At 70.7% G+C, this 24061-nt stretch carries 20 protein-coding genes, 2 tRNA genes and 1 pseudogene; 9 read left to right on the top strand and 14 right to left on the bottom strand.

All coding sequences use genetic code 11. The features are described from left to right. Positions 1-184: 184 nt before the first annotated feature. The 3 genes from ACFYXV_RS19005 to ACFYXV_RS18995 all read right to left on the bottom strand — a co-directional run bounded on the left by ACFYXV_RS19005 (position 185) and on the right by ACFYXV_RS18995 (position 3522). Positions 185-562, bottom strand: a complete 378-nt coding sequence (locus ACFYXV_RS19005; protein WP_030872546.1) for a DUF6009 family protein — start codon at positions 560-562, stop codon at positions 185-187. A gap of 183 nt (positions 563-745) precedes the next feature. Continuing rightward, on the bottom strand, positions 746-2425 hold the full coding sequence (locus tag ACFYXV_RS19000; RefSeq protein WP_385474448.1) for a phage/plasmid primase, P4 family: 1680 nt from the start codon (positions 2423-2425) through the stop codon (positions 746-748). Then, a complete protein-coding gene (locus ACFYXV_RS18995) occupies positions 2422-3522 on the bottom strand; it encodes a bifunctional DNA primase/polymerase (RefSeq protein WP_389383520.1) in 1101 nt (366 codons plus the stop codon). The genes ACFYXV_RS19000 and ACFYXV_RS18995 overlap by 4 nt, the downstream gene beginning before the upstream one ends. A 927-nt stretch (positions 3523-4449) precedes the next feature. Here ACFYXV_RS18995 and ACFYXV_RS18990 point away from each other — a divergent pair. Then, a pseudogene (locus ACFYXV_RS18990) lies at positions 4450-4869 on the top strand (response regulator); the annotation flags it as partial. Between the two features lie 51 nt (positions 4870-4920). Here the strand turns inward: ACFYXV_RS18990 and ACFYXV_RS18985 are convergent. Further along, positions 4921-5475, bottom strand: a complete 555-nt coding sequence (locus ACFYXV_RS18985; protein ID WP_389383519.1) for a GNAT family N-acetyltransferase — start codon at positions 5473-5475, stop codon at positions 4921-4923. 136 nt (positions 5476-5611) lie between these two features. Between ACFYXV_RS18985 and ACFYXV_RS18980 the strand changes: the two genes are divergently transcribed. Next, positions 5612-6565 carry a hypothetical protein gene (locus tag ACFYXV_RS18980; RefSeq protein ID WP_389383518.1) on the top strand — a complete coding sequence of 318 codons (954 nt, stop codon included), beginning with the start codon at positions 5612-5614 and terminating at the stop codon, positions 6563-6565. On the opposite strand, the gene ACFYXV_RS18975 is transcribed toward ACFYXV_RS18980, so the two are convergent. Then, positions 6560-7606, bottom strand: a complete 1047-nt coding sequence (locus tag ACFYXV_RS18975; protein WP_389383517.1) for a S41 family peptidase — start codon at positions 7604-7606, stop codon at positions 6560-6562. The genes ACFYXV_RS18980 and ACFYXV_RS18975 overlap by 6 nt on opposite strands. A gap of 285 nt (positions 7607-7891) precedes the next feature. On the opposite strand from ACFYXV_RS18975, the gene ACFYXV_RS18970 reads away from it, so the two are divergent. Together ACFYXV_RS18970 and ACFYXV_RS18965 are read left to right on the top strand one after the other, a co-directional pair. Continuing rightward, positions 7892-8095 (top strand): cold-shock protein, encoded by a 204-nt coding sequence (locus tag ACFYXV_RS18970; RefSeq protein ID WP_383349791.1) that lies wholly within the window; start codon positions 7892-7894, stop codon positions 8093-8095. 120 nt (positions 8096-8215) lie between these two features. Continuing rightward, a complete protein-coding gene (locus tag ACFYXV_RS18965; protein WP_389383516.1) occupies positions 8216-8869 on the top strand; it encodes a hypothetical protein in 654 nt (217 codons plus the stop codon). A gap of 54 nt (positions 8870-8923) precedes the next feature. Here ACFYXV_RS18965 and ACFYXV_RS18960 read toward each other — a convergent pair whose 3' ends face one another. Then, positions 8924-9844 carry a GntR family transcriptional regulator gene (locus ACFYXV_RS18960; RefSeq protein WP_385474456.1) on the bottom strand — a complete coding sequence of 307 codons (921 nt, stop codon included), beginning with the start codon at positions 9842-9844 and terminating at the stop codon, positions 8924-8926. A gap of 126 nt (positions 9845-9970) precedes the next feature. On the opposite strand from ACFYXV_RS18960, the gene ACFYXV_RS18955 reads away from it, so the two are divergent. Further along, a complete protein-coding gene (locus ACFYXV_RS18955; protein ID WP_389383515.1) occupies positions 9971-11131 on the top strand; it encodes an FAD-dependent monooxygenase in 1161 nt (386 codons plus the stop codon). A gap of 814 nt (positions 11132-11945) precedes the next feature. On the opposite strand, the gene ACFYXV_RS18950 is transcribed toward ACFYXV_RS18955, so the two are convergent. From ACFYXV_RS18950 to ACFYXV_RS18930, 5 genes are all read right to left on the bottom strand, one after another. After that, positions 11946-12374, bottom strand: a complete 429-nt coding sequence (locus tag ACFYXV_RS18950) for a hypothetical protein (RefSeq protein ID WP_389383514.1) — start codon at positions 12372-12374, stop codon at positions 11946-11948. 239 nt (positions 12375-12613) lie between these two features. Next, a tRNA-OTHER gene (locus ACFYXV_RS18945) sits at positions 12614-12732 on the bottom strand. Positions 12733-13376: 644 nt separating this feature from the next. After that, a complete protein-coding gene (locus ACFYXV_RS18940; protein ID WP_389383513.1) occupies positions 13377-13619 on the bottom strand; it encodes a hypothetical protein in 243 nt (80 codons plus the stop codon). A gap of 276 nt (positions 13620-13895) precedes the next feature. Further along, positions 13896-15278, bottom strand: a complete 1383-nt coding sequence (locus tag ACFYXV_RS18935; protein WP_385474464.1) for a protein kinase — start codon at positions 15276-15278, stop codon at positions 13896-13898. A gap of 438 nt (positions 15279-15716) precedes the next feature. Continuing rightward, positions 15717-16901 (bottom strand): MFS transporter, encoded by a 1185-nt coding sequence (locus ACFYXV_RS18930; RefSeq protein ID WP_389383512.1) that lies wholly within the window; start codon positions 16899-16901, stop codon positions 15717-15719. A 324-nt stretch (positions 16902-17225) separates the two neighbouring features. Between ACFYXV_RS18930 and ACFYXV_RS18925 the strand changes: the two genes are divergently transcribed. From ACFYXV_RS18925 to ACFYXV_RS18910, 4 genes are all read left to right on the top strand, one after another. After that, positions 17226-19148, top strand: coding sequence for an alpha/beta hydrolase family protein (locus tag ACFYXV_RS18925; RefSeq protein ID WP_389383511.1), 1923 nt, complete (start codon positions 17226-17228; stop codon positions 19146-19148). After that, entirely contained in the window at positions 19145-19315 is a 171-nt protein-coding gene (locus tag ACFYXV_RS18920) for a hypothetical protein (RefSeq protein WP_383352132.1), read from the top strand. The genes ACFYXV_RS18925 and ACFYXV_RS18920 overlap by 4 nt, the downstream gene beginning before the upstream one ends. Positions 19316-19411: 96 nt before the next feature. Beyond that, positions 19412-20710: a cytochrome P450 gene (locus ACFYXV_RS18915; RefSeq protein WP_389383510.1), complete on the top strand. Its 1299-nt coding sequence runs from the start codon at positions 19412-19414 to the stop codon at positions 20708-20710. A 387-nt stretch (positions 20711-21097) separates the two neighbouring features. Continuing rightward, positions 21098-21586, top strand: coding sequence for a hypothetical protein (locus ACFYXV_RS18910; RefSeq protein WP_389383509.1), 489 nt, complete (start codon positions 21098-21100; stop codon positions 21584-21586). 186 nt (positions 21587-21772) lie between these two features. Here the strand turns inward: ACFYXV_RS18910 and ACFYXV_RS18905 are convergent. From ACFYXV_RS18905 to ACFYXV_RS18895, 3 genes are all read right to left on the bottom strand, one after another. Beyond that, positions 21773-21845 (bottom strand) — tRNA-Ser (locus ACFYXV_RS18905). 415 nt (positions 21846-22260) lie between these two features. Next, positions 22261-22581 (bottom strand): helicase associated domain-containing protein, encoded by a 321-nt coding sequence (locus ACFYXV_RS18900; RefSeq protein ID WP_389383508.1) that lies wholly within the window; start codon positions 22579-22581, stop codon positions 22261-22263. Between the two features lie 201 nt (positions 22582-22782). Further along, positions 22783-23499, bottom strand: coding sequence for a hypothetical protein (locus ACFYXV_RS18895; RefSeq protein ID WP_389383507.1), 717 nt, complete (start codon positions 23497-23499; stop codon positions 22783-22785). Positions 23500-24061 lie beyond the last annotated feature (562 nt).

The following is a 24061-nucleotide window of genomic DNA, read 5'->3' as shown; positions in this document are numbered from 1 at the left end:
GTCCCGGCCCTGAGCAGAAGCCCGGACAGGGACCGGAGGGACTCAAGGGACTGAAAAACGGAATCAGAAAACAAAAACGGAAACGAACAGTCCGGAAGCCCGGACAGGCTCGGACCCCGAGCCCGCGCCCGAAACCCCGCGCCCGAAAACCCGCGCCCGAAAACCCCAGCCGGGAATCCGGACGTCAGGCGACCGTCGGCGCCGACAGCCCCCGCTGCGAACGCTCGGTCTTCCTGCCCACCTGCCGCGGCCCGATCGTCCGCGGATCGACGGCCTCGCCCGGCGCGCCCTCCCGGTACAGACCGTGCGGCTCGGCATCCCGGTCGTGCGGCAGCAGGTAGAAGACGCGCCGCTTCTGCAGACCGCTGTCCGGGTCCGCCTCGGCGGTGTCGCCGAGTTCGGTGAAGCCGATCATGCGCCCGTCGCGGTGGTAGCGCGGCTTGCCCCGGCGGCGGGGCGTTTTGTCCAGGGCTTGACGCACGTAGTCGAGCTCTTCGGGGTCCTCCAGCCACACCACTTTGTCCTCGTGGGCGAGATCGCTTGATGTCAGTAGCGAGCTCATGGCCTGGGTCCCTCCTCGATCACATGGGCCCGGTGGGGCCCCTGGTCCCTCCACGCCGCGGGCGGCGGCGCCGATGCCGGTATACGACACGGTCCTGCGGGCCGCTGCCGGGTGGTGGATCTGTTCATCGTCCTTGTCCATCGTAGGCGTGCCCACCCCGGGGCGGCATCACCCATCGTCCGATCACGTCGTGGTTGCCCTGTTCGCCTCGCGCGGAGTCTGCTCCTCATCGGCCAGGAGAGCCAGTCCGGGGTAGAACTTCTGCCCGTTCGAACGGAGCATCTCGTTCGGCGAGGCGACGCCGACCTCGGCGCGGATGCGTGTCGCGAACGCGCGCGTGGTCGCGGGCCTCAGCCCCTCGCCGTCGAGGCACCAGGCACTGTACGCCCGGTACAGGGCTCCCTGCTCGACCTTGAGGTCGCGGGGTTCGGGCAGGTCGGCGCCACCCGTGGTGCAGCACTCGGCGAGGAAGCGCCCGATGTGGTCCTCGGTCGTCGCGTACGCCTGCGTGGCGCTGCGCACGACGCTCGGCCCGGTCAGCGCCGGCTTGGCCGCCAGGTAGGCCTTGGCCCCCTGGATCATCCAGTGGAGGATCCCGGCGCCCTCCTCCTGCACGAGCGTCTCCGCCAGGTTGTCGATCTTCCGGTGGTCGGGGACGACCTTCTCGAACGGGATGAGCCGGATCCGGCGCCAGAACGCGTGTCCGCCGGTGCCCACCTCGGGACGGTGGTTGCCGAGCAGCCAGAGCTTGTGGGTGGGCTCGAAGCTGAAGAAGTCCTGCCGCATCCGCCGGGCCTTGAGCCGGTCACCACCGGTCAGCAGTTTGACGCGGGCCTCGTCGAACTTGTCGTGCGGCTTGAGCTCGCTGCAGACGAACAGCCGGCGGCCGTGCAGCTCGGTCAGTTCCGTGGAGTGTTCGTTGAACTTGCCGCGCTCCATCAGGAAGCCGGGCGGCGCCACGTCCGCGTAGTCCCCGAGGATCTTGATGACGACGTCGAGGAGGGCGGACTTGCCGTTCGCGCCGACGCCGTAGAGGAAGGGCAGGACCTGCCCGCCGACGTCGCCGGTGATGGAGTAGCCGAGCAGGAGATGAAGAAAGTTGATCATCTCCTGCCCCTTCTCGTCGTCCCCGAAGGTCTCGTCGAGGAAGCGGTGGAACCGGGGCGTCGGCATCGCCTCGGGCGCCAGGTGGGTCGCCCGCGAGTGCAGGTCCCGCGTGGGATCCGGCTTGTGCAGGTCGCCCGTACGAAGGTCCACGACGCCCGCCGGAGTGCACAGGGCGTACTTGTCGCCGTCCAGGGTGTCGGGGTCCAGGGCGAGTTCGGGGGAGGCCTTCGCCTGGGTGAGCATGGCCTTGACGCCCGAGGTGGACATCGAGCGCTTGCGGTGCTGGGCCAGCTCCCGGTCGGTGAAAATCCCGCGCGGGTCGTGGACGGGCAGTTCCTCCGCCATGTCGCCCGCCGCCCAGATGGCGGCCTTCTCGCCGCCCGTGCGCTTCCAGCGGTACTCGTCCCAGACGTACCAGCCGAGCCCCTCCACGTGCCGGAACCGGTCGTGGTGCAGGTGCGCGAACAGCTTGGCGTTGCCGCGGTCGCTGAGGTTGTGCAGCAGGCCGGTCTGGACGAAGTCGGCGGCGCCCCCGCCGGCCGGGACCGGGCCCGCGTTCTGCTGGGCGGGCAGCCGGCGCTTGCCGCGCGCCGCCGCGGCGGCGAACACGGCGGAAGCCGTGGCCGCGGGCGGCGCCGAGGCCCCTGCGACGGGGTCGGCGGACACGCCCGGCTCCGCCGGCGTCTCGGTGCCGAACGCGGCGAGCTGTTCCGCCGCCGCCTGGGCGTTGAACCCCGTGCTCTTGGCGCTGCTCATGTGCGTTCCTTGGGATGGATCGGCCGATCGCTTCCGGCGCGCAGCCCTGAGTCGACGATGAGGACGTTGCGGCGCGACTGGTGGGGCCGCGCCCGGTCCGCCGCTTCGAGCAGGAGCGAACGCCCCTCCGCCGCGTCGAGGTGGCCGCCCGCGACGAGGCCGCCCGCGGTGAACGCCGCGCGGTTGAGCTTCTCGCTGAAGGCCGTTCCGGACGGGCTCGCCCCGCAGGAGCCGACTTCCTCCAGAAGCCCGCTCAGCAGCCGTCTCCCGGCCTCCCGGAACCTCCCGGGCAGGGGGGAAGCCACCGGGGCCGCAACGGCCGCAGAAGGGCGGGCAGAAGGCGCGGGGGAGTCGGGGGAGTCCGCGTGCCCCGTGCGGACGAGTTCGGCGGTCAGCCACAACGGCAGGGGCGCGGGCAGCCGGGCCCCGGGAAGCGCCTCGTAGACACCGGCGGCCGTACGGGTCGTCGGCGCCACGATGTAGCCCCCGTCGGCCCGTACGTCGACCTGCCAGGCGAGCGCGACCCGCGAGCTCGACCCGCTGGAACACCGCAGCCGGGGAGCGCCCTTGGGCGCCCGGTACCAGATGTGCATCCCGCCGGAGGGCGTACGGACCCGCAGGGTCGAGGTGTCCTCGCACGGGTCGGGCCGGGACCGGTGGGCGGCCAGGAGCGCCAAGGTGTCGAATCCGCTCTGCAGTCCGGTCAGGTCGACGCGGTCGTCGATGGGAATGCCGGGCAGCAGCCGCTGCCGGTCGGGCAGCTCGCCGGCGTGAGCGTCCACGTCGATGACGACGAGCCCGGCGGCGCCACAGGCCACGCCGATGCCGAACTCCGGCTGCCTGCGCCACCATTCGCGCAGGGTGTCCAGGTCGGTGGTGGCCGCGTGGAACCCGTGGCACCAACGGCCTTCCGCATGACAGGGGCAGGCCTCGGGGGAGTGGCGACGGCCCGTGCACTCGCGGCAGTTCGCGGCGGGCGTCTTGGCCCCCGGTGCCAGGGGGTGCACCGGGTAGCCCCGCGCGGCCAGCCAGGCCGCCACGTCCAGGGCCGTCCCTCCGGTCGCGCCGGGGCGCGGGTTCTCGGATTGGACCAGCACTGGCTCTTCCTTGACGAGGTCTGGGGGGCGGCTATTCGTGTCCCCGGGCCCGGTCCCTTGCGTACAGGCTGGCTGACCTGCGCCTCAGGGACCAGAGGGACTGAAGATTCACTATCGCGGAGATTACCGCAGGGACCGAGGAGCCTCAGGCCGCAGGCTTCGCCATATCGAGAGTTCAGTCCCTTCAGTCCCTCAGTCCCTGAAGTTCTACCCTGGTTCGTCCGGAAAAGTTCCGTCTTCGAATCCACTGCCACCCCGGGCGTGTCGCGGCGCTTCCTCCGACCCCCGCCGCCTCCCTCCAGCCGTCCTCAAGCGCGACGCAAGGAACCCGTGCCGACGGAAGCCCCCCGGGACAGGTACTGAACCACTCCGACCCCCGTTCAGTCCCTCCCTTTTCAGTCCCTCCACAAAGACGCAGGTCAGAGCGATGGACCTCGCCATGCAGGGACTGAAGGGACTCAGAATCACTACTTCCGCTCTTTACGTGCGTGCGTGTATGCGCGCAGGCATATAAGAAGCCTGGTAGTTCATATCTGGCTCATAACTGGAAAGTTGGGTCCCTTCAGTCCCTGGACCACCGGCGGCACCCCGCTGACCTGCAGGTTTATGCAGTGACTGAAGGGACAGGGACCGAAGCCGATCCACCGGCGTTCAGTACCTGTCGGGGGGAGGGAGTACCGAGGGAGGGGGCGGCGCCCCGCACCCCCAGATTCCGGGAGGGCCCGGGCCCTCCGCCCCGGCCACGCCGGAACACCCCGGAGAAGGGCCCCACCCGGCCCAAGGAGCCCGTCGCGCACCAGCGGCCCACCCGGGTGCCATGACATCTGTCATGCGAAGCGGTGAGCCCTCGCACTGCCCGGACCGGGACAGGGACCCAAAGATCGAGTCATGAACGTCATGGCCGGGCAAAATCTGCCCGCGAACCCGATGATCCGCGTCCTCCTGGCCGACGACGATCACCTCATCCGCGCCGCGTGCGCCGCGTTGCTCGCCCTGGAGGAGGACCTGGAGATCGTGGCCGAGGCCGCCACCGGACCCGAAGCGATCGAGCAGGCACTGCGCCACGGGCCGGACGTCGCCGTACTGGACCTGCGGATGCCGGGCCGGGACGGGCTGGCGGTGGTGGAGCGGCTGACGGAGCTCCTCCCGGCCTGCAAGACCATGATCGTCACCGGTCACGCCCTGCCCGGCCAGGTCGAGCGCGCCCTCGCCCACGGAGCCAGGGGCTTCGTCCTCAAGACGCTTTCCGCCCGCGAACTGGCCGCCGTCATCCGCCAGGTCCACGCCGGCCACCGCCGCATCGACCCGGCCCTCGCCACCGACGCACCGCTCAGGGGCGACGGCCCCACACGGAGACCACCGGGAACGTGGTGAGGCCGGGGCGGCCGTCGTCACGCGTCATGGACCGGCTGTCCCCGCAGGCACCGGCCCCGAGATCCGGTACAGCACACAACTGCGCAACGGCCCCTCGGGCACGCTCGGATCCGCGTAGTCCCCGTCAGGATCCCGCGTCATGCCGATCCGGGCCATCACCGCCCGGGAACGGACGTTGCCGACGGTCGTCGTCGCGATGATCTCCGGCAGTCCGAGCGCCCCGAAACCGAAGGCCAGACACGCCAGACCGGCCTCGGTGGCGTAACCGTGCCCCCACGCCGAACGCGTCAGCCGCCACCCGACGTCCACCCCCGAGAACGGCATGCCCGCGTCCACGACGTCCAGGCCCGCACGGCCGACGAATGCACCGTTCTCCCGGCTTTCGAGCGCCCACCACCCAAAGCCCCGCTCGTCGAACGCGGCGGCCATGGCAGCGACCGAGGCATCGCTGCGCTCCCGGCTCAGCGGTGCCCCCAGGTGCTCGCGGACTTCGGGATCGGCGTTCATCGCCGCCCACGGCCCGAGGTCGGATTCCCGCCACCGGCGGAGCAGAAGGCGATCGGTACGCAGTTCCGGCATGCCCTCCACCCAACGCGGCCACGCTCCCGATGTCGACCGGATTACCGGCCGGCGATCGGCTGCTGCCACCCGGCCACCCCTCCCAGAGCCATGACCGGAAAGGGCTGCGGCACAAGACACCCCCTAGCCTTGCCGGATGCTCCCGCCGCGCACTCCCCAGGTCATCACACGTCACCTCGACGGCCGGATCCACGCCTACGACCTGGCCTCCGCCGGCTTCGGCGAACTGGCACCCGCCGCCGTGTTCCGCCCGCGCGCCGGCGACGAGGCGGTGTCCTCGGCGGTCTCGCCCGACCTCCGCAGGGCGGTGTACACCACCCTGAACGAGATCGTCGCCCTCGACCCCGCCGGCGACGTGGCATGGACCGCGTCCTTCGAGCCGCACTCGGACGCTCCCCACGGCCACCGTCCCGGCTGCGCGCTCGCCCCGGACGCCCGTACGGTGTGGGTCTACCGCCCGGACGTCATGGCGGGCCGCGGACCGTCGGACCAGTGGGTCGTGTACGACGCGGACAGCGGGACCGTCCTCGCCCGCCACGAACTGGAGACCTCGGGTCACGGCGGCATCCACCTCGTGCACCCGACCGACGGCAGCGTGTACCTCGACGTCGGGGAGGGCCAGGACGGCACCGTCATCTTCCGCGGCTCGGCCCCGGTCGGCGCCGAGCCGGAGTTCACCACGTACCCGTGGGTCGACCGCTGCCTCATCGCCATGGCGCCGGGCGGAGAGCAGTTCATGACCGTCGACCACGGGCAGAACGACGTCGCCTTCCACCACCACCCCACCGGCGAGGTCCTCTTCACCCTTGCCGTGGAGGCCTTCGGACACGACCCCGAGGCGGACTTCGTGGAATGGGCCGGCGGCTACCTCACCCCGGACACGGCCCTCGTCACACTGGGCGGCGAGGACGCGGACACACAGGAGGAGTGGTTCCGCCACCACCTCGTCGACGTCCGCACGGGCAAGGTCGGAGGCGAGCTGGCCGTGGAGGTGCGCAGGAGCCCGTACGAACTCGTTCCGCTGGGCGACGGCACCTGGCTCACCGAGGCCCCCTCCGGCCACCCCTTCCGCCGCCCCGGCGCCTCATGAGCCCGTTCGGAGCCCGCGGCAGGCGTCCTGGCCGAGGAGCCACCGGGTCGCGGCCTTCAGCGTTTCATCGCGGTCCGTACGGATGTCGGCGCGGGCCGTGGGCACTTCCTCATCGGGCGGGATCGGCCCGTCGTAGGTCCGGCCGGTGCGGTCGGCATCCAGGGACGTGGTGAGGTTGACGGCCGCGCCGTCGGAGAGCGTGAAGCCGCTGTTGGCGGTGGGCAGACCGCTGGAAGCGGTTCCGAAGGTACGGGTGTCAGGACGTCCCTCGAAAGCGATGAGGAGGGCCTCCCCGGCGCTGGCGGTCCTCCCGTCGGTCAGGACGGCGACAGGCGCGTCCGGCCTCCCCACCGGGTCGGCGGGCCCCCAGCGGGATTCCTTGCCGTTCAGGCCCGGCCTGCGGTTCTTGACGTACCACGGCGTGCTGCTGCCGTCCGGGAAGACGAACGAACCCACCTTCCCCTCACCGAGCAGCGGCGCCGCGACGGCGAACATCGGCCATACGCTGCCACCGGTGTTCTGCCTCAGGTCGACGATCCATCCGCAGTCGATCCCGTCCCGCTCCGCCTCCTTGACCGCAGCACGCCCCTGCCGGACGTAGGTGTCCATGCCGGCGGGGGCCACGCCGACGCCGGGCAGCGAGAGGTAGCCCACCGGGCCGGGCAGCTGACGGCCGGTGAGACCGGTGAAGGTGTCCTCCGATGCCTGCCGGGTGATGGCGCGCTCCACCGGGGTCAGGAAGCTGCTGTGGTGGTCGCCGAGTTCCGTGAGGGCGTCCATGATGGCGGCGTAGGTGTCCGACGGCGTGCGCGCCGACTCCGTACGCGCGTAGGCGTCACGGCGCAGTCGGGGCCAGTCGACCTGGTCCCGGCGTACGGAATGGGCCTCCATCAGGTCCAGCGCGCGCGAGAGGTACTCCCGCGCGCCCTCCGGCGCGTCCCGGCCGGAGCCGTCGGCGGCCACCCAGGCGTCCCCGGCCGCGACGAGGAGGAGGAGCGTGAGGAACGCGGGGGCTGCGCGCCGACGTAACGCCGCCCACACGGCTCCCCGGGACGGCGGGAGCTTCGACGGGGTCGGGATGGGATCGCCTCCATTGGCTCTGCGGCGTGCGTCCGACGGGCGACCGGCTCGATCGCGACCCGTCACGCGCGCGTTCGAGCACCAGCTTCACCATCGAGCCCCCCGGACTCAAGGGACCCGGATACTCCAACGGGCGGCATACCGGCCCCCGTCGGACGCGGCGCCGTGACCAATGACCGTTTCCGCCAGTTTGCCGGTGGCAGGGGGCGGCATCCGGAATCGCCCCCGCCGTGAAAGGGAACAGGCATGGCTCAGGGTTCGGTGAAGTGGTTCAACGCGGAGAAGGGCTTCGGGTTCATCGAGCAGGACGGCGGGGGCCCGGACGTGTTCGTCCACTACTCCGAGATCCAGGGGAACGGCTACCGGTCACTGGACGAGGGCCAGCGGGTCGAGTTCGAGATCGGGCAGGGGCAGAAGGGGCCGCAGGCCCAGCAGGTCTACGCGATCTGACGCCTTCCTCACCGTCAGCGCACCCGGCCCGTCAACGCCTGACACCGGGTGCGCCGGCCGATCACGGCTCCCGCTCAGGTACGTGACGGCGCTGTCAGTGCCACCTGACAGCATGAACCCATGAGCAAGGTAGTGAACTTCAGCATGGCGAACCGCGGCGAGGTCGCCCGCTTCGCACCCGCCCGTGACCTGACCGCGGACGAAATGCGCCGCCTGGGCACCATGCGGGAGAAGGCACGGGCCCGACAGGACGACCTCGATGCCCAGGGAGTGGACTGGGGCCTGTCGGTGCAGGACGCCCTGGAGGAGCTGATCGCCGGTCGGGCCGACTCCCCCGCCGACTACGCCGGCTGCGCCTACTACGCGGCCCTCCAGATCATCATCGATCACAACGCTTCCGATCCGTCCACCCTGGGCAGCTACCGGAGCCCCGTCACCTACTTCTCGGCCCTGGACGACGCGTTGAGCGCAGCCGGCGTCCCCGCCGACCTGCTGCCCTGGCAGTACGTCTTCAGCGGCCCGCCCTCGGAGATCGGCTTCCGCATCCCGCGTCCGCTGGAGGGCTCCCCGGAGATCGGCTGTTGGCCACTTGCCAAAGCCGCGCCCGCGGTGGAGGCCTACCGGGCGGTGCTGGACCGCATCGACGCAGACCTGCGGTACGACCTGGAGGAGCTGACCAAGGCCCTCGACGAGTGGTCCTCCGAGTGGGTCGACGGGCAGGGCGCCTGGTGGTGGGCCGAGGACGGCTCGATCTTCTTCTCCATCACCGGATGACCGACCGGGCCGTCGCCCCGCGCGGGCGCTGAGCGGGGTCGCGATCGCCGCCGCTCAGTTCGGCGGCGCGGTGACGCGGGTGGCGAGCCCGTCGAGCAGGGCGGCCAAGCCGTAGTGGAAGAGGGATTCGGGGGAGAGGTCGGCGTCCGCCCGGGCGGCGGCGAAGGCGGGGAAGGCGCCACCGTCCACCAGGGCCGCCAGGCGGGTCTCCTGAGCCTGCATCCACTGCTGCCCGCTCACTCCGCTGGTGTGGGCCGCACCGGACTCGGACTCCAGGTCCACCGCGTGACCCCGCACATAGCCGAAGAGGGTCACGGCGGCGTGCATGCGGGCGCCGGCGTCCAGGCCGAGCCCGTCCAGGGCCGCGAGGGCCCAGTCGATGTGCCGGATGCCGTTCGGGATCAGCAGGGGCCGGTTGAGGTTCATGGCCGCGGCCAGCCAGGGGTGCGCCCGGTACAGCCGCCACTGCAGGGCCGCCGACAGCTCCAGCCGCTCCCGCCAGTGCGGCGGCGGCCGCTCCGGGAGGGCCTGCTCCCCAAAGGCCGCATCGGCCATCAGCACCACGAGCTGTTCCTTGTTGCTGACGTGCCGGTACAGGGACATCGCGGAAACCCCCAGCTCCGCGGCGAGCCGGCGCATGGTCAGAGCCGCGAGCCCTTCCGCGTCCGCGATCGCCACCGCCTCGCGGACGATCCGACCGCGCTGTGCGCCGTCGTCCTCGGCAGCGGGGCGGCGGCCCTGGCCGGCGGCGGGCCGCGCCGCGACCACGGTCCCGACTCCCGGCACCGCCCGCACCAACCCTTCCTGTCCGAGTAGGGCCAGGACCTTGCTCGCGGTGGCCATGGCGACCCCCCACCGCTGGGTGATGGCCCGGGTCGAGGGCACCCGCTCCCCGGGCCGCAGCTCCCCGCGCTCGATGCGCCCGCGCAGCTCGGCCGCGATCCGCGCGTACGGCGCCTGCTTCCGCTCCGTCATCCCACCCTCCCCAGTGCACTAGTACACGTACCCTAGAGCACTAGCTCGCTTTCACCAAAACAGCAGTTCCCCCAACCACTCCCGGCCTATACGTTGTACACATCACCCCGAGAGAGGACAGGGAAAATGAACGAGACGACCAAGAACCAGACCGTGCTGATCTCCGGCGGCAGCGTCGCGGGCCCCGCGCTCGCGTACTGGCTGCACCGCCACGGCTTCACCGCCACGATCGTCGAGCGGGCCCCGGAGCTGCGTGACGGCGGCTACGCGGTGGACTTCCGCGGTGAGGCCCTCGACGTCCTGGACCGCATGGGCCTTCTCCAGCAGATCCGGGCCCTGGACACCGAGATGGGCGATGCGGCCCTGGTGGACGCCGAAGGCCGCCAGTACGCCACCCTGCCGGCGGCGGTCTTCGCCGGAGACCTGGAGGTCCTCAAGGGCGACCTGACCCGGATGCTGTACGAGGCCACCCGCGAGACCACCGAGTACGTCTTCGGCGACTCCATCACCGGCCTGCACCAGGACGACGACGGCGTCCTCGTCACCTTCGAACACGCCGAGCCCCGCCGCTTCGACCTGGTGGTCGGGGCGGACGGCCTCCACTCCAAGACCCGCGCGCTCGCCTTCGGCCCCGAGGAGGAGTTCGTCCGCCACCTCGGCATCTACACGGCGATCTTCAACCTGGACAACTACCTCGGCCTTCAGAACACCGGCCGCCTCTACACGGCCCCCGGCAGGGCCGCCAACATCTTCACGGCCCGCGCGAACACCGAGGCCCGGGCGGCCTTCCACTTCGCCGCCGAGGACCTGGAGTACGACCGCCGCGACCCGGCGGCACACAAGCGCATCGTCGCCGAGCGCTTCGCCGACGAGGGCTGGGAGGTGCCACGTCTCCTGCGGGAGATGAACGCCACGCAGGAGTTCTTCTTCGACGCCAACGCCCAGGTCGAGTTGGACACCTACTCGGCCGGCCGCATCGTGCTCCTCGGCGACGCGGGCTACTGCGCCGGCCCCACCTCAGGCCGCGGCACCTCCCAGGCACTCATCGGCGCCTACCTCCTCGCCGGCGAACTCGCCACCCACCGCGACGACCACACGACCGCCTTCGCCGCGTACGAGCAGCAGATGCGCCCCTACGTGACCGAACACCAGGCCCTCGGCCGCGAGGGCGCCGAGCGGTTCTTCCTGCCCGCCCCCACCCAGGAGATCCTCGACATGCTGGCCGCCAGTGCCCCGGAAAACACCCGCACCGAACCGATCCGCCTCCCCGACTACACAGCCGCCTGAAAGCCGAAGCCCAGGACAACGGGCTCTGCGCGCCTACTGGCCTGCGCGACGCCTGAGCCAGGACTTCTCCAACTCCGACAGTGGTGGAGCAGCCACCGGCCCGACGTCGTTGTAGACGGCGATGGGGTCAAGCGGATCGGACCAAGAGCCGACCTTCCAGAGCCGATACACGTGTTCGCCCCCCTCCGGCAGCGGGACCGTGATGCTCTCGGGAGCGGGCGGCCCGGGAATGCACCGGCCGACGTCCTCGCCGTAGGGCCCACCCCCGAATATCGCGTGCATCCACCCTTGCGGAGGCCTGCCGCTCAGATCGAAAACGTCTTCCATACCCTCCCCCTCACCTGCGGAGACAGTAGCCCGCAGCGCCAAGATGGGCGACACGCCACCGTCTACTACGGGCTCGCGTGGGTCAGGAACCAACCCGTTCTGGCACAGGGCTGTCCGCACCCGCGGAAGAAGAGGCGGCTGCCGCGGACTGCGCGAGCTTCGCCACCCGCGCTGAATGCCATCGAATCTGCGGTCTGTCGCGCGTCTGGTGCGAACTGCTGTCGACTCGCACGTGCAGATGCCGAGTGCGCGGGCGGCAAGCCACCGGGCGTTCGACCTGGGGCCGGCGGCTTGGCCGAGGGGCCCGGCGGACTGAATCGAGGCAGGAAGTGGCAACTGATCGGTGACCCGACGCGTGAGGGTGCTTTGAAGCAGTCGCTGCTGTCTGGCCCTGTTCAGCCGGCCGCAGAGCAGTCGCTCTGGGTCGGTGCCGGAGGGGCAGGATGCATACACGAAGGCGGACGCACTCGGTTGAGGTGCGGGGGTGCTATGCGCGTGGCTCCTCTTCTGATGACTGAGCGCTTGGCTCGTTGGCGGGTGGTAGCCCGGCCTTCGCCCTTATGACGTCAGCACGTGCGCCTATCAGGAGGGCGTATGCCTTCAGGATGGCGGCGATCCCGGCGGCGATCGCAGTGGTCAGAGTGCTGGCAGCCGTAATGATCTGAGCGGTATCCGAAATTTGGAACCCTAGTTGGGAAACCCGCGCGATGAGCTCACTGAGCGTCCGATATGCGATCACAGAGGTGATCGTGGCGGTCAGGGCCAATACTCCTACGAGCCAGGCTTCGAGGTGGCGGATCCTGCGCCGAGTGTCGTGGGAAGACCGTGTTTCGGCTGCCTGATGTTCTGCGGCCACCAATCGCGACACGTGTTGCAGTGTCTTGTCGGGCGAGGGGTGTTCCTCTGCACTCTTCATGGTCGTTATCTTGGTGCCGCCATCTTCTTCATACGGGCGATTCGAAGATTTGCGCGAAATGCAGGAAGGGAGGCCTTCGCGATTCCACCCGTTCACATGGCCAGACCTTGCAGCGATGGCGCCCGCACGGTGGCGGAGTCGGAAGGGTCCACAGTGGGGGAGCGGAGCGGACCCGCCGAATGGGCCGAAGTCCCGGATCCCCTGAAACGGGGTCACCCAGGTAGCTCTGCTGAGGGTTGCGGAGTCGGCGGGATTCGAACCCGCGGACCGGGGAGGCAGGCCCGCCCAGTACCCGGTCAGTCGGCGCAAGAAGGACCTTCCTCACGCCGATCGCAATGGGCCGCTCTGCCACGACTCCGCAACCAGTGGGAGCTGCTGCTCCCACTGGCGAAGACCGTAGATGGAGCACCGCGACAGAGCGAACCCTTTTCCTGCAGAGCTCATGGCCGGCTCAGAAACTCCGCAAGCCAAGAGCGGGCCCGCGCAGCGAGCCGTTCGGGTGAGCACAGCGAATCCCGAACCTCCGGAGCGAAGCGAGGCAGTTCGTTGCCCCGGAGCAAAGCGGAGGGGCAGGCGCCGAGGCGCCACGCCCGAGTGCAGTGCGAGAGTCCAGAGGGCTGCGAAGCAGCCCCGCTCGGGGCTCCGCTGCGTACCACCCCGAGCCAGTCCGGCCCTGCGTTTCGGTGTCGTTGGGCGGCACTGGAGTCGTTGCTGCCAAAGGGGGCCAGGGCAGGGCGGCCGCCCCTCTGGTCTAGCCGGTAGTTGATCGACGGCAGACGGTTCCGGGTCCGCACCGGTGTTCCGTGGCGGGACGTGCCCGTCGAGCACGAGCCCTGGGCCGGGCCCACGACCTGTTCCGCCGATGGCAGCGCAACGGCACCTGGCAGCGGCCACATACCCAGCTCCAGTCCCTGGCCGATGCGAAGGGTGCGGATCACGTGGGCCCTGAGCGGCGACCCCACCTGCGCCACAGAATCTCGGCCTGGCGAGGACGACGCCGCCCTATCGGACCCGGCGCCTCTCCTCGCCGGTGGCCTTCGGTACCCGGCCCCACATCCACGTGCCCCCGGCGAGGAAGGCCAGCACTCCCATCACTCCCATGCCGGCGGTCCAGCCCACCCACTCCAGGACCGCGACGATCAGCCCCGCCAGCCCTTCCCCACCGGGGTTCTCCCCCGGAGCCGGTGGCTCAGCGTCCACCAGCAGGACGACCATCGCGCTGAGCGCTACCTGACTACCTGCCATCTCTCTCCATCCCCTGGGGAGCCCCGCCCGGCGGACCGCCTCGCAGCCTGCCGGGCGCTCCCCCGAGTGTGATCACTCTGCACGGAGCGTCAAGTGTGCGTGCTGGCGTCAACGACTGCCTACCAGGTTTCGGTTCCACCCATGGTCAGGACAGGTGGGGCCAGGGCGATGCCATCGGCTTCGCCACCGGGCCCACTGCCGGCACCTCAACGCCCCGGCACCGTAGGGCACTGGACCGGGCGGTCAAAGTCCTGCGCGCACTGTCGGCGCGACGATCTACGGCTCAGCCTTCGGAGAGGGGAACCGGAACGCGCCGTACATCAGCATCGTGCACGCGGCGGCGTACATATACCCGCCGGATCCCACGACTCCGAGGCCCCCCTGGGACATCCCATTGAACAGGCCGAAGAAGCACACCGCGGTACTGATGACGGCCACGACGATGTGCAGGGCCCGGGCCCAGTGCTGCCGGGCAAGCCCTGGATCACGGCGCGTGACGGCGATCGCCGTCACAGAGCTGCCGATGCCGAGCATGGCCGGCGCAATGAGCAGCCAGGCTCCGGCGTCATCCGTGGCATCCAGGACAGAACCCGTCCAAACGTAAGGGGGCAGGAGCATGGCGAGCGCCAGCGTCACGATTGCCGCCCAGAAGGGGGCGGTGGCGAGGCGGCGCGACCAGGGCGATGCAACTGGTGTTGCTGTCGGCGTGGCCGGCTTGGGCGTCGGCTGGGGAGGGACGGCCGACGGCGCCGTGGCGAGCTGGGCGGTGGCGGTGGGCAGCGCGTGGACGAGGGGCGTGGGTAGCCAGGTGGCGTTTCGGGCCGGAGCGGCTACCTCGGTCAGAGGATCGTTCTCGTTCTGGACCACGGCCAGTTCCTCGATGAGCGCGGTCACGGACGGGCGGAGTTCGGGGTCCTTGGCCAGGCAGCGGGCGATGACCTCCAGGCCCTGCGACGGCAAGCGTGCGAGGTCTGGTTCCTCGTACGCGATCCGGAAGTTGAGCATCTGCGCGGAGCCTGTGCCGAAGGGGCCGATGCCGGTGGCCGCGTACATCAGCACGGCTCCGAGGGCGAACACGTCCGTGGCCGGTGTCACGGGCTTGCCCGTGAGCTGTTCGGGGGCCATGAACCCAGGGGTGCCCACGATCATGCCGGTGCGGGTGAGCGCTGTGGCCTCCAGGGCGACGGAGATCCCGAAGTCGACCACCCGCGGGCCGTCCGGCGCGATCAGCACATTCGAGGGCTTGAGGTCCCGGTGTACCAAGCCGGCCCCGTGGATGGCCTCCAGCGCCTCGGCGAGTCCCGCGCCGAGGACGCGTACCGACTCCACCGGCCAGGGGCCGTGCGAAGCAATGGCTTCGTCCAGGGCCATTCCGGGAACGTAGGCCGTGGCAAGCCAGGGGCTCGGGCTGTCAGGGTCGGCATCGACCAAAGCAGCCGTGAAGAAGCCGGTGACTTTGCGGGCGGCGGCCACTTCGCGGGCGAACCGGCGACGGAATCCGGGATCCTGCGCGAGCTCGGGCCGTACCACCTTCACCGCGACCAGCCGCCCACTGGGCGAATGCCCCAGAAAGACCTGGCCCATCCCGCCGGCGCCGAGGCGCCCGGTTATCCGGTACCGCCCCACCCGCCGCGGATCGCTCGGTCGTAACGCGTCCACAAGCCCTCCCCCACACCGCGCGTCTGCTGCTCGCCATGCCCTGCGCGATTACAACACCGACGCGCCCGCAGGCGCAGCAGTACGCCCGCAACTCTCCTGCAGCGGCGAGTGCGACCATTCGCCGAGCCCTGGCCCGCGGCCCGGACGGCGACCGGCCCTCGGTCAGGCCCCGGCTCCAGCAGTTCGCCCGCACCTGGATGCCCGGTGCCAGGAGGCAAGACGCAGGCCCCGGGGGTCACGACGTCCCCGGGGCCTCCATTTCGCTGACCTCCCCGCTCACCGTCGAGCCGGGCAGCCCGTCAGGCTCAGTCCACCCCCAACTGCGCGCTGCCTACTGTCAGGGGTCCTCTCTACCCTGGCGTCATGACACGGTCTGAGTTCAAGTGAAATCCGCCGCCACGTGATCCTCGTCCACCGGGGCCTTCTCGGAAGACCAGGTCAGTCCGGGTCCCCGGTGGCCTGGAGGCGGCGCAGGGCCAGGATCAGGTTGCCGCTGCCGAGCGTCGCGAGCGCGGCGATGCCCCACAGGGTCGCCGCGACACCGGCCCGGTCCAACACGGCGCCCGCGGCCAGGAAGCCCAGCGGCCCGGCCAGGGTGCTGATCGTGACCACGGCCTGCAACACCTTGGGCCCGAAGCCGTCCGGCAGCCGGGCGGAGAGCAGGCCCATCAGCGGCGCGTTCGCCAGGGGCGCGGCGGCCGATGACAGGCCGACGGCGACGACGAGCACGCTGGCCGGCACGGGCACCAGGAGCGTCCACAGGGGCAGAGCGACGCAGACCAGGGCCGTACAGGCGAGTCGTACGGGGGCGACCCGTGCCGCCAGCACATAGGCGGCCACCGAGCCCACCAGACCACCGGCGCCATAGGCGGCGACCAGCAGGCCGCCGACCCTGGCGTCCCCGTCGAATCGGGCGAACGCCAGCACCGGCATGGTGATCATCTGAGTTCGCAGCATCAGCCCGAACACCACGGTGGACAGCATCGCCCGGCTCAGGAACCAGTCGCCGCACAGATGCCGCACCCCCGCCCACAGGCCGCGGGGCCCGGCCGCGGACCCTCCGGCCCCGCCACCCCCTCCCGGGACGCGGCGCAGCAGCAGCAATCCGGAGAAGGCGAACGAGGCCGCGTCCAGCCACACCACCGATGTGGTCCCGACCAGCGGGATCAGCGCGCCCGCGAGTGCCGGTCCGGCGAACGCCGAGCCGTTCGTCACACCTGCCAGCGCGCTGTTGGCGCGGGCCAGAGAGCGGGCGTGGGGGCTCAGCAGTTCCATCGCCAGCACCCGCTGTGCCGCGTGGTACGGAACGGCCAGCGCCCCGAGCGCCACGACGATCGCCATGAGGACGGCCAGATTGAGCGCGCCCAGGGTCTGCAGCAGCGGGATCAGCGCCACCACCGGAGCGCGGGCGAGATCGGAGATGACCATGGTCCGGCGGGCGCCCAGGCGCTGGATGACCTCTCCGCCCGCGAAGCCGAGCAGCGCCATGGGCAGCACCTGGCCAGCGAAGACCAGGCCCGCCCGGGTGGCCGAGCCGGTGGTCTCCAGCACCAGCCAGGGCAGCGCGAGCATGGTCATCTGGGTGCCCAACGCCGTCACCGCGCCCGCGACATAGACGGCCATCAGCGCAGGGCTCGGCCTGCCACTCACCGTGCCGTTCGGCGCTCCGCCGGGTGGGACGGGGGCTGCGCTGGGCCGGGTCGCCGCGATCGTCATCGGGTCGCCCCTTTCTCCTCGGTGGGTCCGGGCCATGTGGTCGCCCCCGCACCCTGTCGCCCGCCCACCGTCCGGTGCCAGGGAGGCACCGGCAGTAGCCCACTGCCGGTGCCGCTGCGCTTTCTTCCCTGCCACGCAGCCCGCCCGTCCGGCAGTGTGATGGCCGTCGGAGCCCACCACAGCCAAGGCCACCGGCGGTGGAAGCGGACACCAACGAAGGGAGGGACGGCGATGAGCGGCAGTATCGGAACGGCGGTGCACGTCCCGTCCTTCGCAGCCCGCGACGGGCGGCGAGCGGTCGAGACCCGGTATGTGGACGGTCTCCCGCAGATCGTGGCCTGGGATCTGACGACGGGTCAGCGCCGCCAGGCGACCACCGCACCGCTGGGTGTGGAGACCGCCGCCATCGAGCCGGACGGCCACGGCCTGTGGTGGTTCGACGGCGCTGCCGACGGTCAAGGCCGCTGGCTGCGCGGGCCGTTCGAGGGCGGCCACCCGCGCCCGGCGCTCGACGGCGTACCGGCCGGGCGGATGCACGGCCTGGCCTTCGACCCCCGCAGCGGCCTCGCCGCCGTCGGCGTCGGGGTCGCGGACCACTCGCGGTACTACCTCGGCCGACCGGGTGAGCGCGCCCGCCTGGTGGCCGAGGAGCCCGGTTATGCGGCAGTGGCGGGCCTGGCCCCCGGCGGCCGGCTGCTGGCCACCGCGGGGTGCCCGGCCGGACCGGCCGCGGTCCGGCTGTGGTCACCGGCCTCCGGCGTCCTCGTGGACGCCATCCCCGGCGCGGCGGGGGACGGCGACGGTGGCGCGGTGTGGGCGCTGGGCTTCCGCCCGGACCTCACCACCGCACGCCCGGAACTGCTGCTCGTCCTCGAACGCGCGGGCCGCTACACCCTGGCCTTCTGGCGGCAGGGCGAGGGGATCCGTACGCACGGTCCCGGCTCCGCGCTCGACTTCGATACGGAGATCACCGCCTGCTGGTACGGGCCCGGCCGCACGGCGCTGGTCCAGCAGGACCGGGCGGGACGCAGCCGCCTGCTGCGCGCCGACCTCGACCGCGGTACGACGACGGTGCTTCCCACGCCCGAGGGCACGATCATCGACTTCTCCTGCGCACCCGACCGCACGGTCCACTGCCTGTGGAGCCGCGACGGCGAACTGCCCCGGCCACTGATCTGCCACCCGGAAAGCCCGGAAAGTGCGGAGCACCCGGAACCCCCGGAACGTCCCGGCCGCTCCACGACGGCGTCACGCGGCACGGCGCCCGGCGGAACGACCGGATCCGGGCGCCGCGAGCTGTGGACACGTCGGCCGTACGGGCAGATCCACAGCTTTGTGGCCACCCCGCCCGGCCGCAGGGCGGGCCACCGCCCCTGGCCGACGGTCTTCCTCGTCCACGGCGGGCCCCACACCCACGACCGGGACGCCTATGACGCCCGGACCGAGGCCCTGGTCCGAGCCGGGTTCGCCGTGGTGCGCACCAACTACCGCGGCTCGACGGGCTACGGCCCCCGCTGGCGGGACGACTTCGGCCACCGGGTCGGCCTCGCCCAGCTCGAAGACCTCGCCGCGGTGCGCGGCCACCTCATCGACGCGGGAGTCTCGGAGCCGGGCCGTACCGGCCTGTGCGGCTACTCCTGGGGCGGCTATCTGACGCTGTTGGCGATGGGCGTCCAGCCCCGGCTGTGGGACGTGGGGCTGGCCGTCGCCCCGGTGGCCGACTACACGGCGGCGTACCGGGCGACGACGCCGGCGCTGCGGGAGGTCGACGACCGCCTCTTCGGCGGCACCCCCGAGCAGGTGCCACACCGCTATCGCGCGGCCTGCCCGATGACCTATGTGAGCCGCGTACGCGGCCCGCTCTTCCTCGCCGCCTCGGCAGACGACGAGAAGTGCCCTCCGGAACAGATCGAGCGCTATCTCGCCGCGCTGCGGCGCCATGACGTCCCGCATCGCGTCCGGTGGCTCGGCGGCGGACACGACGTGGGCCGTGACCCGGCCGGATACGCCGCCGCCTGGGCCGCCATGGTGCGCTACGCCGACGACACGCTGCGCGCCTCCCCCAGAACCGCCGACCACCGCAACAGCGGGCGGACCGGCTCGCACCACCCCGTCCACCACACCGAAGAAGCCGAAGAAAGGTCAACCCCATGAAGCGTCACGGACTGCGCGTCGACCCCATCAGCGCCACTGAGCGGGAGCGCGGGCTCATCATTCATCCGGACACCCAGGCCGCCCTGGACAAGGCGGTCCCGGTCCGGCCGAACGACCCGGCGCCGGCCTGCACCACCCGCACGAAGAAGAACAAGGAGAAGAAGTAGTCGCCCCTGCAGTGAGCCCGAGCAGCGCCGTAGCGGGGTGCCGAGCCCGGCACCCCGCCCGCGGCGCCGGCCGCGCCGGTGAGGACAGGAAACATCATGACCACAGCTACGGCAGCACCCCGGACGAACAGTCCCCGGCCGGAGAACCACCGGCCGGACAAGCCCGAGGCGACGGAAGCGCGCCAGAACCCGCCGACGTTCCTCAGCGACCCGTACCCGACCCTGGCCAGGATGCGGCAATCGGCCCCGGTCTCCGTGCTGCACAGCGACGGCGGCCTGCGGCTGTGGATCATCCCGCGCTACGCCGATGTCCGGGCCGCGCTCATCGACCCCCGCTTCGCGCAGGATGTGCGGCGCGCCCAGGCCTTGGCCGACAGCCGGGTCGAGGGCGTCAACCTGGGCGCCGAGATCACCCACATGCTCAGCAGCGATCCGCCCGACCACACCCGCCTCCGCCGCGTTGTCCAGGCGGCGTTCAGCCGCAAGCGGGTCGAGGCGATGCGGCCGATGGTCGAGCGCATCACCCTCGAACTCCTCGACGGGCTGGACGCGGCAGCCGCGCGCCACACGACCCGCACCACCACCGCCACGGTGGACCTGGTACGTGACTTCGCCTTCCCGCTGCCGATCCTCGTCGTCTGCGAACTGCTCGGCTTCCCGCCCGAGGACCGCGACCTCTACCGGAAGTGGTCGACCACCATCGTCACCCAGGAGGGCGACCACGCGGCGGTCCGGCGAGCCGTCCAGGAGATGGGCTCGTACGTCCTGGACATCGCCGACCGGCGCATCCGCCGCAATGACCGTCCCGCCGATCTGCTCACCGAGCTGCTGGAAGCCCGCGAGCGCGGGGAGCTGACGGACGACGAGATCGTCGGCATGGTCGCCCTGCTGCTGATCGGCGGGCACGAGACCACCGTGAACCTGCTGAGCACCTCCTGCCTCGCGCTGATGCGCGATCCCGGCCAGGCCGCCTGGCTGCGCGCCGATCTCACCCGGATGCCCGGTGCCGTCGAGGAGTTCCTGCGCTACGACTCCCCGATCTGCATGGCCACCACCCGCTTCACCACCGAGCCGGTGAACGTCGGCGGGGTGGAGATCCCGCAGGACGAGTTCGTGCTGCTGTCCCTCGGCGCGGCCAACCGCGACCCGGCGCGCTTCCAGGACCCCGACCGCCTCGTCCTCGACCGCCAGGACGCCGGCCATCTCGCCTTCGGCGGTGGCATCCACCGCTGCCTCGGGGCCCTGCTCGGCAAGCTGGAGACCGAGATCGCGCTCTCCGCGCTCCTCGCCCGCTTCCCCGGAATGACCCTGGCCTGCCAGGAGCGCGAATTGCGCTGGCGCAACACGATGATGCTGCGCGGCTTGGAGGCGCTGCCCGTCACCCTGCGCCGCTGACCCCTCCGCCCTTTCCGTCGCGGCCCGGGCCGGGGCGGTCAAGGAGAACGGTACACGGGAAGCGCAAGGGGGAACCGCCCCAGACGCACGTCAGACGAACAGGCCGCTGACCGACGCCGACCCGCAGATCAGGCACCCGCCCGGGACCGATCGGAGGCCCTGGGGGTGGGGTGAATATGGTTGCGATCTCTCAGTTTCGTGTCAGCGGGGTTGGTGTCAGTGGTGTGGAGGCCCGGCACTGGCTTGTTGTGCTGGTCAGAGGGCCGTGCTGTCTGTGGCGCCACTGACATGGAGGCGAGAGATCGCACTCAGGAGATAGGCCTCCTGAAGGCTGTGCTCAAAGCCCCGTATGAGGCCGAGGCCCAGTCCCGGGCCCTGGCAGAGGACTTGGCGAAGGCCTTGGACCTGGCGAGGTCTGAGATCGAGGCCGCCGAAGCGGCCCGAGACAGCGCGCAGGCGCAGGCTCGGGCCGCAGCTGCGGCCTCGGCCCAAGTCCGGGCCTCGGCCGAGGACCTGGCCGAGGCATGGACCGAGACTCACGCCCGCCCCGGGGGTCCGGAGGCTGTCGCCCCCACACCCGAGGACGCCTTCCTCCAGGCCGCCGCGCGCCGGCCACCGGGCGATATCGCCGCTGTGGTGGCCGGCCTGAGGGTCAAGGGGCAGGCCGCGTTCGCCGCCCGCCTCGTGCAGGAAACGGTCAGGGCCCGCAGTGTCGCGGACGTCACCGCCTTGGCCCTGGCCCTCCTGGACGCCGACCCCACCCCGCCCACCGCCGCGCAGCCGGCCCGGCGGGGGCCCGTGCCGTTGACGGGGATGGGACGCGCCCGCTTGAAGTCTGCGAGTCCGCGCAAGCGGGCCTGTGGCCTTGGCGGCTGACGCACCGGCATCCTGACCCAACTCCGCGGGCCGGGTTGCGTACCGCGGCGCGGCGGTGTCAGCGTCAGGTGCCAGGGCCCTCCTGCATACGTGCGACACGTGACCTCCCACCACTCGGAGGGTGCGGGCACGGGTTTCCCGTTTAAATCCAGATCACAGAATGAAGCATGGCGAGAGTGCACGCGGCGGGGTGGGCCGGATTTGAACCGGCGTCTTCCCTCTTAGCTAGAGGGTGCGTCGACCTCTGCGCTACCTTCCCCGCCGCGGCGCGAACAGCCTACCGAGCCTGGGTGGCGGGGTTGGTCCTGGTAGGCCTGTAGCTGGGCCCTTGTTCCCCGGCCGCCGGTTAGGTCGTGACCGCCCCCGTGCAGTTCCGGGAGGTCTGCCGTTGGGTTTCCGGTGCTGGATGCCTCGGTGCCGACCCCGCCAGGGGCACGCTAACCGGTACCACTGACAGCGCTGCTGGCGCCCGCGGAGCGGGTTTGGTCCTGGAGGCGAAGCCGTAAGGGCTCAGGGTGGTGGAGCGAAGCGGAGCCGCCCCAATGGACCGAAGGTCCGGACCCTGTGAAACAGGGTCACCCAGTCGGGGTGGAGCGAAGCGGAATCCCGGACCAGTCCGGAGCGAAGCGCGGGACTCTCTACATGCCCGCGGGAGACCGCGCTTCAGGGTGCCATCACGGGCGCGGTAGCGCGCGGCGGCCACGCCCCGTTCCTATGCCGCGGCCGCGGCGCCGCTCTTGGTCGGGGCCGGCTCGGGCGCGCCCTCCGAGCTCGGCCAGCCGGGCGCACTGCTCCTGCGACAGCTCGGTCCAGGCCTCGCGCTGCCGGTGCAGCCACCCGCCGATGTCGGCGCTGTGCACGGTCACCCCAGGGGTGATCTCGTCCACGGCTGTGCCCCGGTCGAACACGAGGGCACGTACGCCGGCGTGGTGGCGCTGCCAGTCGATCGGTGGCTCGACCTTGCTACCCGCTACGAACGACGAAACCGCAACCATCTACCTCGCCGGACTCCACCTTGCCGCCATCTTCATCTGGTCGGCGAGGTGATCCGAAGGAAAGGCCCTAGGCGGTGCCATGAAGTTGGCCAAGGGCGAGACCGGGGGTTCAGGATGAAGACGGTATTCGCCGGCATGTCTGGGCCGCTTTCCTACGACTGCGAACATCGGTGCGAAAGAATGTGCCGAACCCGATCCTCGTCAAATTTTATCTCGGCATTTGGTCTTGCACTGCTCCAGGATCGCCGGAAGTTTGACTTCATGGTGAATAGTGACGTGAGCGTAGGCGAAGTCGTCGGACCACATCTCGTCCTTATTTTGCGCATAAAGATCCGTTCCTATTCGCGATGTCCCCGGACGGACGCTGTCGAATACCCAATCTTCGCCATCTTGGTCCCCATTGGAGCAGACCGACTCCTCGTACAGTCGCAGTCTTTCTACCGCGAGGACACTTCTGTCAGGCATTAGCTGTAGCGTGACGTGCAGCTCAGCCCTCGCTTCGCCAGACGTGCCGCCACGTGAGCAAACGGTCTGCGTAAATTCGTCCTTCGGGGAATCGCTTGTCAGGCGAAACGTTCGGTCAAAGTGTTCCGAATGTGATCGGAATTTGACGGCACGGCCTTTTTCGGCGGCCTGCACTGAGCCATTGACTTGGACTATGTGAATTGAATTTACAGATGCAGATGCAGGCGCCGCCGTCCCCAGGAATGGAATGGGGGCGAGCAAGGCCGTGGCTGCCATGAGCGTTCCGAAATTCATTTCAACCTCGCGGTGTGGGCTCTGGCCACCGACGCCCGCTTGGCAAACCAGATGGGAGTGCCAGGTGGCCCTCTTGCCCAGCGTCCCACCAGGGAAATGGCAGTGCACCTCGGAGCGCGGTCCGGCCGCCGGGACAATAGTGACTGTGCTTTGTTCCACGGGCCGAATCCTCCACCGCCGCAACCGCTGATGGCCCGGACCCAAGAACAGGGTGCGGGCCATCAGCGCGTGTTAGATGTTCAGATCACCCCGAGCTCGGCCAGGGGGAGCGTCCGAGGGCTTCTCGGCGGCCATGGCAGTCAGGCTCCTGGACCGGCATACACCACCCCCGGCTGCTGCTAGCCACCCGCGAAGCGGGTAGTCCCGGAGGCGAAGCCGGAAGGACCGGGGTGGGGGAGCAGAGCGGACCCGTCCAACGGACTGAAGTCCCGGACCCCGTGAAACGGAGTCACCTCCGATACGGAGCATGGGAGCCCCTGGGACCGGCGAAGCCGGCCTCGTTCTGGTGAAGCGCAGCGGAACCAGAACCAGGTGCGAAGCGAAGCGCAGCACCCCGGCCTTTGGCCGGGCCATAGCTCGGTGAAGCCGAGCTCGCCGAGCGAAGCGAGGCGGTCTTCCTGCTCCGGAGCGAAGCGGAGGAGCCAGCGCCGAAGGCGCTCGGCCGAGCGCAGCGAGGCCGTTCACTCCTGAGCGCGCAGCGCTCAGGTACCCGCTCCGCGGG

The organism is Streptomyces sp. NPDC002181, assembly GCF_042890485.1.
Lineage (GTDB): Bacteria > Actinomycetota > Actinomycetes > Streptomycetales > Streptomycetaceae > Streptomyces.
Note: the sequence above shows the minus strand (reverse complement) of the source record. Positions and strands in the feature narration are given on the sequence as shown.